The organism is Chryseobacterium pennipullorum, from assembly GCF_003384725.1.
GTDB classification, from domain to species: domain Bacteria; phylum Bacteroidota; class Bacteroidia; order Flavobacteriales; family Weeksellaceae; genus Chryseobacterium; species Chryseobacterium pennipullorum.
The window spans coordinates 22,207-40,495 of sequence record NZ_QNVV01000013.1; the positions used below are offsets into that span (position 1 = coordinate 22,207).

Here is an 18,289-nt window from a genome sequence, read left to right on the forward strand (position 1 = left end):
CAGCTGCCTTACCTAAAGATTAAACCACCTCATCGGAGGTGGTTTTTCATGTTATAGTGATTGCCTTTATTTCAAATAGGTATCATAGAGGTCTTTTCTTCTGTCTTTCATCACCTGGACAGAACCGTTGTGATGAAGGTCTTTCAACAGATTAAGGTCTACATCCACAATCAGGGTCATTTCGGTGTTGGGTGTAGCTTCTCCCTTTACAGCATTGGATGGAAAGGCGAAATCAGAAGGAGTAAATACAGCTGCCTGTCCGAACTGAATATCCATATTATTAACTCCCGGAAGGTTGCCCACACAACCCGCAATGGCTACATAGCATTCATTTTCAATGGCTCTTGCCGCTGCACAATGCCGGACTCTGATATAGGCATTCTGTGTATCTGTAAGATATGGCACAAAAAGAATCTTCATTCCCTGATCAGCGAGTATCCTCGGCAATTCCGGAAATTCTACGTCGTAGCAGATCACAAGTCCGATCTTACCACAGTCGGTATCAAACACTTTTATTTCGTTGCCTCCTTTCATTCCATAATATCTCTTTTCATTGGGCGTAATGTGGATCTTTCGGTATTCATCGATACGGCCATCACGGTGCAGCAGATAACTTACGTTGTACAGATCATTGTTTTCAGAATCAAAAACAGGTATGCTTCCTGAGATGATGTTGACATTGTAACTGATAGCCAGCTCGGAAATTTTATTTTTGATTTCTTCGCTTAATTTAGCTAATTCTATCATACTGTCCCTTTCTGAGAGTTTATTGAATGGTGCCAGCAACGGTGTATTGAACAGTTCGGGGAAAAGGACAAAGTCCGACTTGTAGTCTCCCATTACATTAACAAAAAATTCTACCTGCTCGTAAAATGCATCAATGTTTTTAAAGTGCCTCATCTGCCACTGTACGAGGCCTAGGCGGATGATGCTGTCCTGCATCGTATTGGGCTTTTTGCTGTAATAGATATTGTTCCATTGAAGCAAAACAGCATTTTCCAATGATGATTCGTCTTCAGGAAGGTATTTTTTTAAGATTTTTATCGGAAGAAAATTATTGGAAAGCTGAAAGGACAGTACCGGATCGTAAATTTCCTTGTCTCTCACTCTGCGTATATATTCTCTGGGAGAAATTTCATGGCTGTATTTATGATAATTCGGGATTCGACCACCCAAGACAATCGATTTGAGATTCAGGAGCTCACAAAGTTCCTTTCGAGCATCGTAAAGCCTTCTTCCAAGACGAAGCTCACGAAATTCCGGATCTACAAAGACTTCAATTCCATACAGTACATTTCCTGTTGACAGGTGGGTATTGAAGGTATAGTTTCCGGTAATATCCACATAAGTATGGTCATCCCCGAACTCGTCATAGTTCACGATAATAGATAATGCTACGGCAGCGAGCTTTCCATCTACTGTGATACAGATTTGACCTTTTGGAAATATCTTGGTGAGTTTTTCGATGCTTTTTTTAGACCAGATCGATTCCGACATCTGGGGGTAGGCACGCTTCATTGTTACAACCAGTTCATCATAATCCTGAATGCTCAGGGGTCTTGTTTCTATTTGCATTTGATGTAATTTTACTTAAATTTAGGGAAAATTTGTCTTATAAGCCTATTACTAAGCAAAACATTAACCAAAGTTTCAATTAGAAATGGCAATAATTTTTCTGAATCAAAGTAAATACCCTATTTGCAAAAAGACTCGTAATGAAGGAAAGGATATTGTTTAATTTCCTCCTTTCACCTCTTCTTTGCAGAAAATAAAGCTTGGAATGGAAGCCTTGCAATTTCTAGAAACAAATTTCATATGTAGACAAAAAAATCCTACCCAATGGGGCAGGATTTATATGTAAAATTCAAGTCAAGGATTATTCCCACTCAATGGTTGCTGGTGGTTTGCTTGAAATATCGTACGCTACTCTGTTGATTCCTCTTACTTCGTTGATGATTCTGCTGGAAACCGTATCTAAGAACTCGTAAGGAAGTCTGCTCCACGTTGCAGTCATGAAGTCAATCGTGTTGGCAGAACGAACGACTGCTGTGTATTCGTAAGTTCTTTCATCTCCCATTACTCCTACAGATTTTACCGGAAGAAGCACTACAAAAGCCTGAGATACTTTTTCATAAAGATCATTTTTATATAGTTCTTCGATGAAGATATCGTCAGCTTCCTGAAGAATTCTTACTTTTTCGGCATCTACAGCTCCCAATACTCTGATTCCTAATCCAGGGCCAGGGAAAGGGTGTCTGTATACCAGGTGGTGAGGAATTCCTAATTCTTCACCTACTCTTCGTACTTCATCCTTGAAAAGCTCTCTTAACGGTTCCAGTAATTCGAATTCCATATCTTCAGGAAGTCCTCCAACATTGTGGTGAGACTTGATTACTGCAGATGGACCGTTGACAGACTGGCTCTCGATAACGTCAGGATAAATGGTTCCCTGAGCTAAGAATTTAGCGCCTTCAATTTTATGGGATTCTTCGTCAAATACGTGGATAAATTCGTTTCCAATAATCTTTCTTTTTGCTTCAGGATCATCTACTCCCGCCAGTTTTGACAGGAACCTTTCTTTAGCATCCACCATTTTGATGTTCATATGGAAATGTTCTCCATACTGATCCATTACTTTCTTCCCTTCATCTTTTCTCAACAATCCTGTATCTACGAAGATACATGTCAACTGATCACCGATTGCTTTATGGATCAAAACTGCGGCTACAGAAGAGTCTACACCTCCTGAAAGGCCCAGGATTACTTTATTGTCCCCTACTTTTTCACGGATTTCCTCAACTGTTTTTTCGATATAGTTGGTCAGTTTCCAGTTCTTGTCTGCATTACAGATTCCGAAAACGAAATTTTCAAGCATTTTTCCGCCTTCTTCTGTATGGGAAACTTCCGGGTGAAACTGAACACAGTAGATTTTACTTTCTTCATTGGAGATAGAAGCTATTACTCCTGATTTGGCATTCAGTTCAAAACCGGCAGGCAAGTCACCTACTTCATCAAAGTGGCTCATCCAAACGACAGAGTTCTGAGTTACTCCTTTCAGTAAAGAGCTTTCTTTTACGATCTCAAGGTTTGCTTTACCATACTCTCCCTTTTCTCCTTTGTTTACTTTCCCTCCTAAAAGGTGAGCCGTCATCTGCATTCCGTAGCAGATTCCCAGCACAGGTACTCCCTGTTCATATAAAGCTTTCTCAACCAGATGGGCATTTTCTGCATTTACAGAGCTTGGACCTCCAGAAAGGATGATTCCTTTTGGCTGTTTCGCTATAATATCTTGTAATGGTGTATTGTAAGGTAAGATTTCCGAATATACGCCCATCTCACGGATTCTTCTTCCGATAAGCTGGTTGTACTGGGATCCGAAATCTAAAATAATAATACCGTTGTTCATTTTTTATAATTGATAAATGATGATTAATTTAAAAGCTTCAGGCGATAAGCTTTAGGCAATAAGCTTTTTTATATTACAATATGCTTATTGCCTCTAGCCTAAGGCCTATTGCTTACTTAACTGTTTTACAAAAAAAGACTTGGAATGTCTCCAAATCTTTTTTCGTGATTTTATTAAAACTTTCCGATGTCTTCTCTGTAGAAGCCGTAATCGAAATGTACATGTCCTGCGTCTTCGTAAGCTTTTTTGCGGGCATCTTCGTAGGTAGCTCCTGTAGCTACGATATTCAGAACTCTACCTCCATTGGAAACCACTTTGTCTCCTTTTCTGATAGCGCCGGCATATAACAGCTTGCTGTGTTTCAGCTTGTCTTCTCCTACGATTTCGAAACCTGTTTCGATATTTCTCGGATAACCACCTGAACACATTACGAGACAAACAGCTTTTTCGTCTTTAAATGTAAGCTCGATATCTTTTCCTTCCATACAGTCCTGGATCACATCCAGCAGGTTGTTTTCCATAAGCGCCATCAATACCTGAGTTTCAGGATCTCCGAATCTCATATTGTACTCCAGAAGGTAAGCTCCGTTCTTGGTTACCATCAATCCGAAGAAGATAATTCCTTTGAATCCGAAACCTTCCGCTTTAAGACCTGTAATGGTAGGTTCTAAAATATTTTTCTCAAAATCTGCGTAGTGCTCCTGAGTAAACTCCGGGCTTGGTGCTACTGAACCCATACCTCCTGTATTGGGTCCGGTATCTCCATTTCCAGCTTTTTTATAATCTTTTGCCGCTACACAAGGGAATAATTTTTCACCGTTAGAGAAAGCAATGATAGAAGCTTCAAAACCTTGTAAATATTCTTCGATAACCAAACGGATACCAGCGTCACCATAGATTCTTCTGATCATAAAATCATGGATGGTCGCTTCAGCTTCTTCAAGATTGTCACAGATAACAACTCCTTTTCCACCCGCCAAACCGCTCGCCTTGATTACCAAAGGATACGGTTGTTCCTTCACATATTCTATCGCTTCATTATATGAATCAAATACTACAGCTTTAGCCGTCTTGATATCATAGGTCTGCATAAACTTTTTAGAAAAAGCCTTACTTCCTTCAAGGCTTGCTACTTTCTGAGTAGGGCCGAAAACTTTAAGATCGTGCTTTTTAAACTCATCCTTTAACCCCGCTACCAGTGGAGCTTCGGGACCTACGATCGTCAAATCAACCTTTTCTTTAATAGCGAAATCTCTAAGTTCTTTGATCTCGGATAAATGAACATTTTTCCCTATTACATCGGTAGTCGCATTCCCGTTGGCAAAAAACATTTTAGAAATTCTCGGGTCATTCTGAAGTTTTGCTGCTAAAGCAGATTCTCTACCGCCTTCACCTATGATTAATATTCTCATACTTTATTTATTATCTAGTCTTATTGTACAAATATATAATTTTGACTGCTATAAATACAATCTCTAATTATTTTTTAATTCTATTTTAATTAGTGTAAAAAGTGTCTAACACCAGTAAACATCATCGGAATACTGTGCTCATTGGCAGCCTCTATGCTGTCCTGATCTTTTACACTTCCACCCGGCTGAATGATCGCTTTGATACCCTCCTGAGCGCAGAAATCTACCACATCACGGAAAGGGAAGAATGCATCTGAAGCCAATACTAAATCTCCTGAGAATTTTTCTTTTGCTCTTTCAATAGCCTGTTGTGTTGCCCAGATTCTGTTGACCTGCCCGCCTCCGATTCCGAAAGCCTGGATCCCATTGGAAACAACAATAGCATTGGACTTCACATATTTTACTACTCTCTGAGAGAAAAGCAAAGCTTTCTTCTGCTGTTCGGTAGGCTGCACTGCAGTAACTACTTTAATATCATCAGAGAAATGAGTATCGTTATCCTGAATCAGGATACCACCGTCAATCTTCACCCAGGTCTGCTTATCAGAAACAGGATTTACGATTTTAATGATTCTAAGGTTTTTCTTTTTTCTTAAAATGTCCAGTGCTTCTTCATCAAAGTCCGGAGCCATTACAATCTCCAGGAATGTTTTGTTTAATTCTTCAGCTGTTGCCGCATCGATCTTATAGTTCATAGCAACAATTCCGCCAAAAATAGAAACCGGATCACATTCGAAAGTTTTCTGGTATGTTTCCAATGCTGAAGTTCCTATTGCCACTCCGCAAGGGGTAGAGTGTTTTACAGCACAGCAGGCCATTTCTTCTTTGAACTCAGTGACTACTTTCCAGCAAAGGTCCATATCACGAAGGTTGTTAAAAGAAAGCTCTTTTCCACCCAGCTGTTCGAAGTCTTTCATGGCACCGTTTTCGAAAGTAGAAACGTAGTAAGCAGCTGTCTGGTGAGGGTTTTCTCCATATCTAAGATCAGATACTTTTTTGTAGGAAGCATTCAGATAGGTTGGATATTCTTCTTCCAGAAGCATTCTTGAAATAGCGGCATCATAAGCTGACGTAAGGTTGAATACCTTTCCGGCAAGTTTCTTACGGGTTTCGATGTACGTATCCCCGTTTTGTTCCATCTCAATTTTCACTGCTGCATAATCTTCTACGTCAGTGATTACTGTTACAGAATCAAAGTTTTTAGCTGCAGATCGAAGCATTGACGGACCACCGATATCGATAAACTCTACTTTCTCATGTAAAGAAATGTCTTTGTTTACATTTTCAAAGAAAGGGTAAAGGTTAACGATTACCATGTCAATCAGACCGATTCCGTGCTCCTGAACGGTTTTCATGTGCTCTTCATTGGTACGAACCGCCAGCAATCCTCCGTGAACTTTAGGGTGTAAAGTTTTCACTCTTCCGTCCAGCATTTCAGGAAAATCGGTTACCTCATCAATCTGAATGGGATTTAAACCAGCGTCTTTCAAATGTTTGAATGTTCCTCCTGTAGAGATCAGCTCGTAGTTCTGAGCTTCCAAAAACTGCGCGAATTCAATTAATCCGCTCTTGTCAGAAACACTGATTAAAACTCTCTTTTTACTCATTTTACTTTCAATTTTTTACTTTTTACAGCTATTTCAAACTGTATCCGGGTCTTTCACCTCCGAACTTACTTTTATTTTACTTAGATTATTTGCTAATGTAGCAATGTATCAGTTTAACAATGTAACCATTAAATGATTGGTAAACTGTTACATTGTTAGATTGTTACACTAACTGTTTTCCAGGACCTTATTGATCGCTAAAGGAAATATTTCATATTCAATCTGATGAACTTTCTGAGCCAATGTTTCGGGAGTATCATCGGCTGTTACCTCAAATGATTTCTGAAGAATAGCTTCTCCTTCATCAATACCAGGTGTTACAAAATGGACCGTAGCCCCACTTTCTATTTCTCTGGCTTCAATAACGGCATGATGAACATTCATCCCCCACATTCCCTTTCCTCCGAATTTCGGAAGCAAAGCCGGGTGAATATTGATGATTTTACCATTCCAGTTATCACAGAACTCAGGTTTTAAAATGGATAAGAATCCAGCCAGCACAATCAGATCCGTATCTGCCGGGATTACTTTTGCCAGTTCACTGCTGAAGGTCTTTCCTCTTGGAATCAGTAAAGTTTTTATATTGTGATTCCTGGCTCTTTCCAGTCCGTAACATTCTCTGTCTGCTACGACCAGGGATACCTGTGCATTCTGAATTTCTCCAGCTTCAATAGTATCTATGATTCTCTGCAGATTGGTCCCTGAACCGGATACGAGTACAACGATGTTCTTCATGTTAATAATGTAACAATGTATCAGTCTAGCAATGTAAAAATGATTTTGATTGGTACACTTTTACATTGCTATATTGGTATATTTTATAATGATAAATTGATTTTCTCTGCTCCTTCTGTAATTTCTCCTATTTCGTAGGCATCATCTAAAAGGTGCAATACTTTTTCAGCATGCTCAGCATCTGCTACGATAACCATTCCTACACCCATATTGAATGTTCCGAACATTTCCTCGCGGGTTACTCCACCTCTTTTTTCCAGCTCAAGCATTACACTAGGAATTCTGATTTTTGAACCATCGACAGAAGCACATAATCCTTCCGGAATGATTCTCGGAACGTTTTCATAAAGACCACCACCGGTAATGTGAGCAATTCCACATACTTTTACCTCCTCCAATACTTTATGGATATCTTTATAATATAATCTTGTAGGTACTAAAAGTGTTTCATATAAAGGTTTCCCTTCAAATTCTTCTTCAAAATCAGGGAATACTTTTCTTACTAAAGAGAATCCGTTAGAATGGAATCCTGAGCTAGGTAATGCAATAATTTTATTGCCTGCTTTAATTTTTGATCCGTCAATAATCTGATCTTTTTCTACGATTCCTACACAGAATCCTGCAACATCATAGTCTCCAGGCTGGTACATTCCCGGCATCTCAGCAGTTTCTCCACCGATCAGGGCACAGTTGTTATCCTTACAGGCTTCCACCATTCCCAGAACGATTTCAGCAGCTATTTCAGAATCCAGCTTTCCACAAGCAAGATAATCTAAAAAGAATAAAGGCTTGGCACCGTGGCAAAGAATATCATTGGCACACATCGCGAAGCAATCTACTCCGATAGAGTCATATTTTTTAGTATCTAAAGCTACTTTCAGCTTGGTTCCTACACCATCTGTTCCTGAAACAAGAACAGGATTTTTGTATCCTCCGATTTCATAGAAGGCTCCAAAACTTCCCAAATGATTCAGTACATTGGAATTATGGGTTTCACCGACCGCTTTTTTGATCTTGTCAACCGTTTTGTATCCTTCTTCTTTGTCTACTCCTGCTGATTTGTAAGTGTTGCTCATGTTTAATAATTTATAATAATCTAGCTATGTAACAATCTAATTCATGTAACAATAAGTTGAATTGTTAGACTGGTACATTGATAAATTGGTACATTACATATTTACTTTTATACTCGATTTTAGAAAACAAAAAAGCCGACAATCTTTTCAGATTATCGGCCGTTATTTTATCTCAGAATTTCAGAGCCCACAGTTTTCCCTTTATGAGAAAAACATTGTTTATAGGAGGTCTGAATTTTCATCTCTTTTCTTTTTGCAAAAATAGTAATTTTAAATGAATATTCAAATTCTATTTTTCAAGGATGGTTTCAATGGCAGCAATCTTCTTGATTTTCTCTTTTAATTCGCTGTTTTTCTCTTCATTAGAAATTTTCTGAGCGGTTTTATCAAAGTTATCATTGAAAAAAGGAAGTGAAAATGTTTCCACCACATTTCCGCCATGGAAAGGGAAACGCTTTGATGCAGCATCCAAAACTCCTGCGCCTCCTCTACCTCCCGGAGAAGTAGACATCAGCAACATGGGCACTTCATTCCAAACAGTTCTGTCCTTGATTCTCGATACCCAGTCGAATACATTCTTAAATGCGGTAGAGTACGTTCCGTTATGCTCAGCCAAAGCCACCAGCAATACATTCGCTCCGTCGATTTTCGAAGCAAAATCATGAGCTTCCTGAGGTACTCCACCAGATAATTCTCTTTCATGTTTATAGATCGGCATTTCGAAAGGATTCAGATCCACTACTTCTACCTCTGCATGGTCAAATAATGTAGAGGCATATGCTACCAACTGCTTGTTCATGGAAACATCTGAGTTACTTCCTGCGATTGCTAAAATTTTCATACGTGATATTTATTTTTTTTAAATGACAGATCGGTGCCACCTGGGAACACTCCTTTAAAGGCGGCTTTCATCCTGTTTTTGATTTTTAAGAATACAAATTTAGTTTTTATTTAAGATAAGACGGTAATTCCATTGGGACTTCCATCAATAAGATTTCGGTGTCCTCTACGGCTTCAATGTTGAAGCTTTGGGTATCCCAGATTCCCAGACCGTCTCTTTCATTCAGAACGCGGTCCCCTACTTTAGCGCTTCCTTTCAAAACAAAAGCATAGACTCCGTTTCCTTTTTTGTTGAGCATATAATTCTTCCCGTTTCCTTTTGTGAAATTAGCCAGGTTGAACCACGCATCCTGATGGATCCACACGCCGTCATCGTTTTTATCAGGGGATAAAATCTGTTGGAAACCGTTGATCTTTTCGCCTTCGATGATACTTTTCTGATCATATCTCGGTTCCACGTTCTGTTCTTTCGGGAAAACCCAGATCTGTAAGAACTTCACCTCTTCATCCTTATTTTTATTGTACTCGCTGTGCATCACTCCGGTTCCGGCGCTCATCACCTGAATTTCTCCCTTCTTGATCACCGCGGTCGTACCCATAGAATCTTTATGCTCAAGATCTCCTTCCAAAGGGATTGAAATAATTTCCATATCCCTGTGCGGGTGGGTTCCGAATCCCATTCCCTGAGAAACGGTATCGTCATTCAATACTCTCAGGACTCCGAAGTTCATTCTGTCCCTGTTCTGATAGTTGGCAAAACTGAAAGTATGATAACTGTTCAACCATCCGTGATTGGCATGGCCTCTTGAATCTGCTTTATGATATACTGTTTTCATTTCTGTAATTATTTATGGTACAAATGTACAATGTAAGGCTTCAAAAAATGTTGATGTAAGGTAAGAAAGGAAATTGCAGAGATAAAAGGGGAAAATAGTCGGAAGGTTGGATTACGCAAAGATGCACTTCATTTTTCCTTCACTATGTTTTTATCCGATAAATTTCATTTTGTACATTGTTTTTCTCTCGCAGATTGAACGGATTGGACAGATTTTGGAGCGAAATCCAAACATCTGCTATATCTGTAAGAGATTACTCTATTTATCAGTAATCTTAAAAATGCACTTGTTTTATCTCCTCTTCAATTTCCTTAGGGGTTTCGTCTTCGGATTTCACAAAAATCATGGTGACCAAAGCACCGATAAGCATGCAGACTCCTCCCACTACTACATAATCCATGGCCTGTTTTCCAAAGATATTGCTTACAATGGGTCCTCCAAAGATTCCGTTGATGATCTGCGGAATCACGATAAAGAAATTGAAAATTCCCATATAAACACCCATCTTTCTTTGGGGAATCACTTCGATGAGCATTGCATAAGGCATTGCCAGAATACTTGCCCAGGCAAATCCCAGCCCGATCATGGAAATCCAAAGGTTATTGATGTCTTTTATAAAATACATGGAGATCAGCCCCAATCCACCGCAAAGCAAAGCTAAGGCGTGCGTCTGTTTCTTACCTATCCATTTGGCTATCGGGGTCAATAAAAATGCAAACGGAATAGCCCACAGGTTATACATTCCAAAGAGCTTACCGGTTAGGTCGCCTGCATCGTTAAATGCTTTGGAATGGGTATCTTCCGGCGAAAGCCCGAAATGATGGGTTGCCACAGCGCTGGTAGTAAATACCCACATGGTAAATAAAGCAAACCAGGAGAAAAACTGTACGGCTCCCAGTTTTTTCATTTGGGGAGGAATGGTCGCAAAGTCTTTAAAAATATCTGAAAATTTAGAATGCTGCTCTGTTTCTTTTTTATCCTGTTCAAATTCTGCAAACTCCTGTGGTGAATATTCTCTGGTGGTAACAATTGTATAAAGTATGGCTGCTAAAAGCAATGCTGCGCCCACATAAAAAGAGTAAATCACATTATCCGCCACAAAGCCTTCTGGTGCCACATTGGAAACCCCAAGTCGGGTAAGCCAGTCCGGAAGGTACGATCCTAAAACAGCTCCTATCCCAATGAGAATGGTCTGAACAGAAAATCCTACCGTACCCTGATGTTTGGGAAGCATATCTCCTACCAAAGCTCTGAAAGGTTCCATTGCAATATTAACGGAAGCATCCATCATCGCCAGAAAGATAACTGCAAGTAAAAGGGCACTGGCGGCAAACATATGCGTGATGGAAGCCGCATTAGGGAGCAGCACCAATCCTACGGCACATAAGACAGCCCCAATCAGGAAGTAAGGTTTTCTTCTCCCCAATGGACTCCAAGTATTGTCTCCCATATGCCCGATGATGGGCTGAACAATAAGTCCGGTAATTGGTGCTACGAGCCAGAACCACGACAATTCGTGAACATCAGCTCCCAAATTGGCAAGGATACGGCTGGCATTTCCATTCTGCAGCCCAAATGCCATCTGAATTCCTAAGAATCCCATGCTCATATTGATAATCTGAGCAAGTGAAAGTTCCGGTTTTATTTTTTTTGCCATTTATTTGGTTTTATTTTGATTTTAACTGTTGAATCAGGGCGTCTTCAAGTACCGTCTTTTCGGCAACCACTTTGTCTACAACATCATTGGGAACCGTCATGGAAAGGACATACTGTCTGATTTTCCAGCTTCCGTTGATCTTTTCTACGACACCGGATCCCCTGCATATCTTCATTTGAGTATCCAACAGCTCGTCGAACCATGCTAGTTTTCCGTCTTTACTGAAATGAATATTTCTTTTGAGTGCGGTAAAATTCCAGGTCTTTTTTTTATCAAAGTGCGGCTTAGCCCACACCATAAATTCTTTTTTATTCCAGATTTCTGTGGCATCTGTTCCTATAAAGGTAGATTCTTCTGCAAAATAGTTGAAATACGTATTGTAATCAGCTTTTGCTGCCGCGACGTTAAAAGCATCAAGCATCGAGCTGATTTCAGACTTTTCTTTTTCAAATTGACCTTTTGACTGTGCAGAGAGTAAGGAAAATCCAAACAGAAGCAGAATAAACGACTGGAGTGTTATTAATTTTTTCATGGGTAATACTTATTTTTCAAGTTCGATAATCAGTGAGGTTTTTGCTGGAATACTAAGTGTATTCTGCAGTATTATTTCTTTTCCGGAGATCACTTCTTTTCCTTTTGTAAATCCTTCCAGTGATTCCTCAAAGCGGTTAAGAGGTACGGCCTGGTCTTTGTCATTATTGTTGATCATTACCATTACGCTTTCTTTATCATTGTATCTGAAGTAGGTGAAAACGTTATTTTCCGGGGTAAAGTTTTTGGTTTTCCCGGTATGAATCACTTCTTTTCCTTTTCTCCAGTTTAACAGCTTTTGTGTAAAATGGAAGAATTCTTTCTGTTCCGGAGTCTGCATAGCGGGGCTGAACGCATTCTGTTTATCAGATTTCCAGCCTCCCGGAAAATCTCTTCGGATATCTGCATCACCTCCTTTTTCCTTATTACCACGCATTCCTATTTCGGATCCATAATAAATCTGGGGGATACCGCGGACTGTTGAAATAAGGGTTAATCCCATTTTGTAAGCCTTAGGATCTGCATTAAAGATTTCGTTCCACCTTTCAGTATCGTGATTTTCAAAGAACACCAGCAGATTATTGATATCCGGATAGAGGAAATCACTGGTCATGGCATCATAAATCTTATTCATACCCGCATTCCAGCCTTGTTTTTCTTTGAAGGCGCGGGGCATTTCTGCAAATAATACAAAATCCATTACGGAAGGAAGGTTAGAATTATAACCCGCAGCTTCTCCGGTCTTGGAGTTCTTCTGCCATGCCGAAATATGTCCGGGTGTAGAAAGCCAGGTTTCTCCCACGATGTTAAACTTCGGATATTCATCTGTGATCGCTTTGGCCCATTGGGCCATGGCCTCTTTATCATTGTAAGGATAGGTATCTACACGGAACCCACCCAGTTCGGCATATTCTATCCACCAGATGGCATTTTGGGTCAGGTATTTTAAAACCAGAGGATTTTTCTGGTTAATATCCGGCATCGTTGTATCAAACCATCCGTCGAGTGCATATTTTTTATCGATTTCCGATGCGTTGGTATCGAATTGAGAGGTGATCTTATAGTTGGATCTTTTGAATCCTTTTTCGCCATCACTGAACCAGTGGATCCAGTCTTTTGTAGGAAGATCTTTGATCATCCAGTGGGAAACTCCCCAGTGGTTGGTCACATAATCCATGACCAGTTTCATATTTCTTTTATTCAATTCCCGGGAAAGGGTCTTGTAGTCTTCATTGGTTCCGTACCGGGAATCAATCTTATACAGATCGGTCTGGGCATATCCGTGGTAGGAATAGACTTTTTCATTATCTTCGTTTACAGGCGTTAACCAAACTGCCGTTGCACCCAGGTTTTGGATATAATCGAGATGATTAATAATTCCCTTTAAATCACCTCCATGCCTTCCGTTGGGCATACTGCGATCGGCTTTTTCTATTAAATCCGGAGTGGAATCATTCTTTTCGTCACCGTTCGCGAAGCGGTCCGGCATGATCAGATACATCACATCTTTTGAGGTATAAGACTCCCGGTCGGCAGATCCGGAATTTCTTTGCTTGAGCTCATAGACGTAGGAGCCCAGCGTTTTTTTATTTTTTTTAATATTGATGGTAAACTTAGGAACGGTAATTTCATTGGTATTGACCGTAATAAAAACATAATTCGGGTTTTCTACTTTCTGAAGATCCTTGATCTGTATCCCGTCCGAAAGGCTGATTTCCTGGCCGGCAATTCCTTTTCCGTACACAAGAATCTGAAGTTCGGGATTTTTCATTCCTTTCCACCAAAATGAAGGCTCTACCCTTTCCAGTGCTTTTTGAGAAAAAGCAGCTGATGCTGCCGATAATGCTATGATACAATATAACTTCTTCATAATTTTTTATTTCAATTTTGAGTATACCCAATGCAAAACAACGTTTCTCCTTTGTTCACAGGAGGTGTACCTACTTTATACAGGATGGTTCCTTCGGAATCGGAAACGATATCCTGTATTTTATTTCCAAACTCATCTGTTATGTAACCGAGCAGCTGTTTTTTCTTAACGGGATCTCCGCTTTTCAAATCACTGTAGAAAATTCCCGTTTCCGGAACACGGATGTAATCCTGACGGTTTAAATAGATCGCTGCCTTAGGACTTTTAAGTTTTGATTTTCTTCTTACATAAACGCCGGAATGTTCTAACATATTATACACTGCTTTTTTAATCAGGTCGACATTTTCCTTCTGCACGGTTCCCAGTTTTCCCGCTTCTATGCTTAATGCCGTAATTCCATGCTGCACGGCCTGTTTGAAGGCATATTTTGCGGGCTCTTGCGGTGTAAGGTTGTAAGGGTACGATACAATATGCTTTATTTCAGACTGAACGGACAGTTCATGAGCCATCTGTGTATTCTGAGGAGTGTCTTTCCTGTCATAGTAACAGACAAAGGGTAAAAGATCTTCATTGGCATCACCACCATGAATATCCAGAAAAACAGTAGAACGGGCAATGATTTCTCTGGTCATAAAGTCTGCGATCTGGTCTGTAGCAGTTCCGTTGGGTGATCCGGGAAAAGCATTATTGAGGTTTTTGTGATCTGACGGATTAATAAAAGGGGTTCTCCTGTGAAAAGCTTCGACATTGGCAACGGGAACAATAATAAGAGTTCCGTAAACAAATGATGCATCTATCTCCTTTGTGATTTCCTGAACAGCAACAATAGGCGGATATTCATATCCGTGAATTCCTGCAACAATGCTGAAAACAGGGCCTTTTTCTTTTCCTTTAATAAGTATAACCGGAAGACGGGTTTCTTTTGAACCGGCTGTCATGGTAAAAACGGTATCTTTTCGAAAAGGACCTTTCTGCTCCAGCATCCGGCTTATCTTCTGTGCATCTGCCAACGGCCCCATTATACCCGACAACAATAAAACGGTCTTAAGAATAGATTTCATAGATTTAAAGATAATGAAATATATTTTATTCCTTGATTTTTAAAGACTTTTCTGCAATTTTTCCTGCCAGCCAGCTCACATAAAACAGCTGAAAGCTATGATATACCATTACCGGTAATAAAAACAGTACTTTTTGCTCATCCGGAACGTTTAAAACCAGCAGAAAAAGACTTCCGTGAACCAGTGACTTTTTCGAACCGCAGAATGTTACGGCTATTGTATCCTGAGCGTTCAATCTCATCTTCCGTGCGATCCATTTAAGAATATTATAGACCGTAAAAAAGAGAAAAACCACACTTAAGGCCAGGATTAAAAAGACCACCGGAGGAACAGAACTGAAAACATTTCCGATAAATGCGGTCGAGAAGCTTTCGTAAACGATCAGTAAAATAATTAAGCGGTCAAATTCCGCAATGACATTTGAATATTTTATGATCCATTTTTTGAAAACAGGATTTAATAAGACCCCTAAAATAATGGGTAATAAAACTTTGATCAGAAGCTGCTGTACAATTTCACTGTGATTTCCGGGACCGGCATCCGAAGTTAAGAAAAAGCTCATCAGCAATGGAGTCATAACAATTCCGATCAACCCAGAAATAGACGCGTTAAAAATTGCTGATGTAACATTTCCTTTCGCGATAGAAACCATTACCACAGATGAAGAAACAGTGGAAGGCAGAGAGGCAAGGAAAAATACAGCCAGCCAGATATCATAATATTCAGAACCTTTTACCCACGGATAAAAGATCAGAACCAAAAGGGGAAAAATAATAAACGTTCCGGACTGGATCAGCAAATGAAGCTTCCAGTTTGAAATATCCTTTACTACTTCTTTCAGATTAAGCTTAAGCCCGTACAGAAGAAAAATACCTGCAATACCCCAGTCTATAAATGCTGAAAGATTAAAATAACTGTTGTAGGATTCTTTAAACGGGATCAGTTTTGCCATGACGACCATCAGGATCAACAGAAGAAGAAATACATTTTGCTTATTAAATATTTTAGCCATCAACATTAAGGGATAGAATTTTACACATAAAAAAACCCTTAAAGGCAAAAACCTTTAAGGATTATAAAGTTAAGAAATATTTATTTTACAGGCTTGATAGAGATCGCGAAACCACCGCTTCTTACCATTTTAAAATTAATTTTAGACTTGCTTGTAATCTGTTTCTTATAGATATTATAACTTTGAGGATTGTCAATATAATCAGCATCTTTTCCATCTTCATAGATCGTTGCTTCATATTTCTTTCCTTTATCCAGGAAGGAGAAATCTACAGTATACTCCCTTTTGTTTTCATCGGTAATACCACCCACAAACCAGTTTTCGGTACCTTTTGCCTTTCTGGCGGTGATCACATAATCACCCGGCTCTGCAGACAAAATTTTTGTATCATCCCAGTCTGCGGCCACATCTTTGATGAACTGGAAGGCATCCATATGCTTTTTATAGTTCTCAGGGAGGTCAGCAGCCATCTGAAGCGGCATATACATCGTTACATACAATGCAAGCTGTTTTGCCAAAGTGGTTTTCACAAAGCGGTTGTCTCCCGGGAAGTAGTAGTCGAGCTTTGTCTGGAAGATACCCGGTGTATAGTCCATAGATCCACCCATCCATCTTGTAAAAGGAAGAACGGTCTGATGGTCCGGCTTGTTTCCTCCGAATGCTTCATATTCTGTTCCACGGGCTGCTTCTGCAGAAATATAGTTCGGATAGGTACGGCTTTCTCCGGTTGGACGTACAGATTCGTGAGAGTTGATCATAATTTTATAGTCATTTGCCTTTTCAGCAATTCTATAATAATGGTTGATCGTCCACTGAGAATAGTGGTGTTCTCCCCTAGGGATAATATCTCCTACATATCCTGTTTTCACAGCATCGTATCCATATTTATTCATGGTCTGGAATGCTTTATCTGCCCATCTTTCATAATTGGTTGCAGATCCTGACGTCTCATGGTGCATAATCAGCTTGATCCCTTTTGAATGCGCATAGTCATTCAGCATTTTGATGTCAAAGTCCGGATAAGGCGTAACGAAGTCAAAAACATATTCTTTGGAGTGACCGAACCAGTCTTCCCATCCGATATTCCATCCTTCGATCAACAGTCCCTGAAATCCGTTTTCAGCAGCAAAGTCAATATACTCTTTTACTTTGGTATTGTTAGCAGCGTGTTTTCCGTTTGGAGTCAGCTTATTAAAGTCTGTTTTCCCCAAATGAACGTTTTCAGCTGTAGAATAGGCCCACTGTGATTTTCCAATGATCATTTCCCACCAAACCCCCATATATTTTGTAGGGTGAATGTAAGAGGTATCCGTATATTTTGTAGGCTCATTCAGGTTAAAGATCATTTTGGAATCCATTACTTCTTCTGCTTTCGGTGCAACGATAATGGTTCTCCACGGGGTTACCGAAGGAGTTTGGATGTATCCTTTTGCTCCCTGTCTGTCTGCGGTCAAATGCGTTTTGAACTTATAATTCTGGGCATCCACTTCAAGGTGCGAAGCCGGGTAATCCAGTACAGCTGCTTCAGCTACATTGATGTACAGAGGCTGTTTTCCTTCTTTTTTCAGCATCAATGGGGATTGTACCGCATTTTTCACCAAAGACTGTGAAGCGTTGGCATCATAAGCTTTATCCCATTTTGCAGGAATTTCAGAAACTTTTGTTTCCTGATACTGGTATTCCTGGGAATCATAATCTGCCACCATCCACCAGGCCTTCATATCGGTTGGGAAATCGATCTCCGAATCTTCTTCTCTGATAACGAAATAATTAAGATTTTTCTGCTGTGGGAATTCATATCTGAACCCAAGCCCATCATTGAAAAGTCTGAATTTCACCACAATGCTCCTGTCTGTAGAAGCCTGATTCAGCGTAACCGCCAATTCGTTGTAGTGATTGATATAATTTTTCTTTTCTCCTAAAACCGGCTGCCAGGTCTCGTTTTTGGAGTCTCTTTTTTCATCTACCTTTGCAAAACCGTTATTCAAATCGAATTTTGCATCTTCTGGTTTGGCAATTTCAGAAGCAAATTTTATGGCTGTGTCTTTAAATAATCTCAATCCCAATTTAGAATCTTCAACCACTACTGCGCCATTGTATTTCAGGTTATAGTAAGGTACTCCTTCTTTCAACTGGAAGCTCATTTCAAACTTCCCATCCGGAGATTTTAAAGATTGTGCTTTCACACCTGCAAACATCATTGAGAGCAAAAGCGCTCCAACTGTAATTTTCTTCATAATGACTAT

14 protein-coding genes are annotated in these 18,289 nt (G+C 39.8%); all 14 read right to left on the reverse strand.

The window, feature by feature from the left end; all coding sequences use genetic code 11:
- Window positions 1-66: 66 nt before the first annotated feature.
- The 14 genes from DRF67_RS14185 to DRF67_RS14250 all read right to left on the reverse strand — a co-directional run bounded on the left by DRF67_RS14185 (window position 67) and on the right by DRF67_RS14250 (window position 18,280).
- The gene (locus tag DRF67_RS14185) at window positions 67-1,575 is read right to left on the reverse strand and encodes a carbon-nitrogen hydrolase family protein (RefSeq protein WP_115928953.1); all 1,509 of its coding nucleotides are present in this window, start codon (window positions 1,573-1,575) and stop codon (window positions 67-69) included.
- A 301-nt stretch (window positions 1,576-1,876) separates the two neighbouring features.
- Window positions 1,877-3,406, reverse strand: coding sequence for a glutamine-hydrolyzing GMP synthase (guaA, locus tag DRF67_RS14190; RefSeq protein ID WP_115928954.1), 1,530 nt, complete (start codon window positions 3,404-3,406; stop codon window positions 1,877-1,879).
- Window positions 3,407-3,579: 173 nt separating this feature from the next.
- Window positions 3,580-4,818, reverse strand: coding sequence for a phosphoribosylamine--glycine ligase (gene purD, locus DRF67_RS14195; protein ID WP_115928955.1), 1,239 nt, complete (start codon window positions 4,816-4,818; stop codon window positions 3,580-3,582).
- A gap of 89 nt (window positions 4,819-4,907) precedes the next feature.
- Window positions 4,908-6,425, reverse strand: a complete 1,518-nt coding sequence (gene purH / locus DRF67_RS14200; RefSeq protein ID WP_115928956.1) for a bifunctional phosphoribosylaminoimidazolecarboxamide formyltransferase/IMP cyclohydrolase — start codon at window positions 6,423-6,425, stop codon at window positions 4,908-4,910.
- A gap of 168 nt (window positions 6,426-6,593) precedes the next feature.
- A complete protein-coding gene (purN, locus tag DRF67_RS14205) occupies window positions 6,594-7,160 on the reverse strand; it encodes a phosphoribosylglycinamide formyltransferase (protein ID WP_115928957.1) in 567 nt (188 codons plus the stop codon).
- A gap of 83 nt (window positions 7,161-7,243) precedes the next feature.
- Window positions 7,244-8,236: a phosphoribosylformylglycinamidine cyclo-ligase gene (purM, locus tag DRF67_RS14210; RefSeq protein ID WP_115928958.1), complete on the reverse strand. Its 993-nt coding sequence runs from the start codon at window positions 8,234-8,236 to the stop codon at window positions 7,244-7,246.
- 289 nt (window positions 8,237-8,525) lie between these two features.
- Window positions 8,526-9,077, reverse strand: coding sequence for an NADPH-dependent FMN reductase (locus DRF67_RS14215; RefSeq protein WP_115928959.1), 552 nt, complete (start codon window positions 9,075-9,077; stop codon window positions 8,526-8,528).
- Window positions 9,078-9,183: 106 nt separating this feature from the next.
- Entirely contained in the window at window positions 9,184-9,912 is a 729-nt protein-coding gene (locus DRF67_RS14220; RefSeq protein ID WP_115928960.1) for a pirin family protein, read from the reverse strand.
- A 274-nt stretch (window positions 9,913-10,186) separates the two neighbouring features.
- Window positions 10,187-11,569, reverse strand: coding sequence for an MFS transporter (locus DRF67_RS14225; RefSeq protein ID WP_115928961.1), 1,383 nt, complete (start codon window positions 11,567-11,569; stop codon window positions 10,187-10,189).
- 10 nt (window positions 11,570-11,579) lie between these two features.
- Entirely contained in the window at window positions 11,580-12,101 is a 522-nt protein-coding gene (locus DRF67_RS14230) for a nuclear transport factor 2 family protein (protein ID WP_115928962.1), read from the reverse strand.
- A gap of 9 nt (window positions 12,102-12,110) precedes the next feature.
- Entirely contained in the window at window positions 12,111-13,970 is a 1,860-nt protein-coding gene (locus DRF67_RS14235) for a glycoside hydrolase family 13 protein (RefSeq protein WP_115928963.1), read from the reverse strand.
- Window positions 13,971-13,981: 11 nt separating this feature from the next.
- Entirely contained in the window at window positions 13,982-15,031 is a 1,050-nt protein-coding gene (locus tag DRF67_RS14240) for a succinylglutamate desuccinylase/aspartoacylase family protein (protein ID WP_115928964.1), read from the reverse strand.
- Between the two features lie 25 nt (window positions 15,032-15,056).
- Window positions 15,057-16,043 (reverse strand): bile acid:sodium symporter family protein, encoded by a 987-nt coding sequence (locus tag DRF67_RS14245; RefSeq protein WP_115929054.1) that lies wholly within the window; start codon window positions 16,041-16,043, stop codon window positions 15,057-15,059.
- An 80-nt stretch (window positions 16,044-16,123) separates the two neighbouring features.
- A complete protein-coding gene (locus DRF67_RS14250; protein ID WP_115928965.1) occupies window positions 16,124-18,280 on the reverse strand; it encodes a glycoside hydrolase family 97 protein in 2,157 nt (718 codons plus the stop codon).
- Window positions 18,281-18,289: the final 9 nt, after the last annotated feature.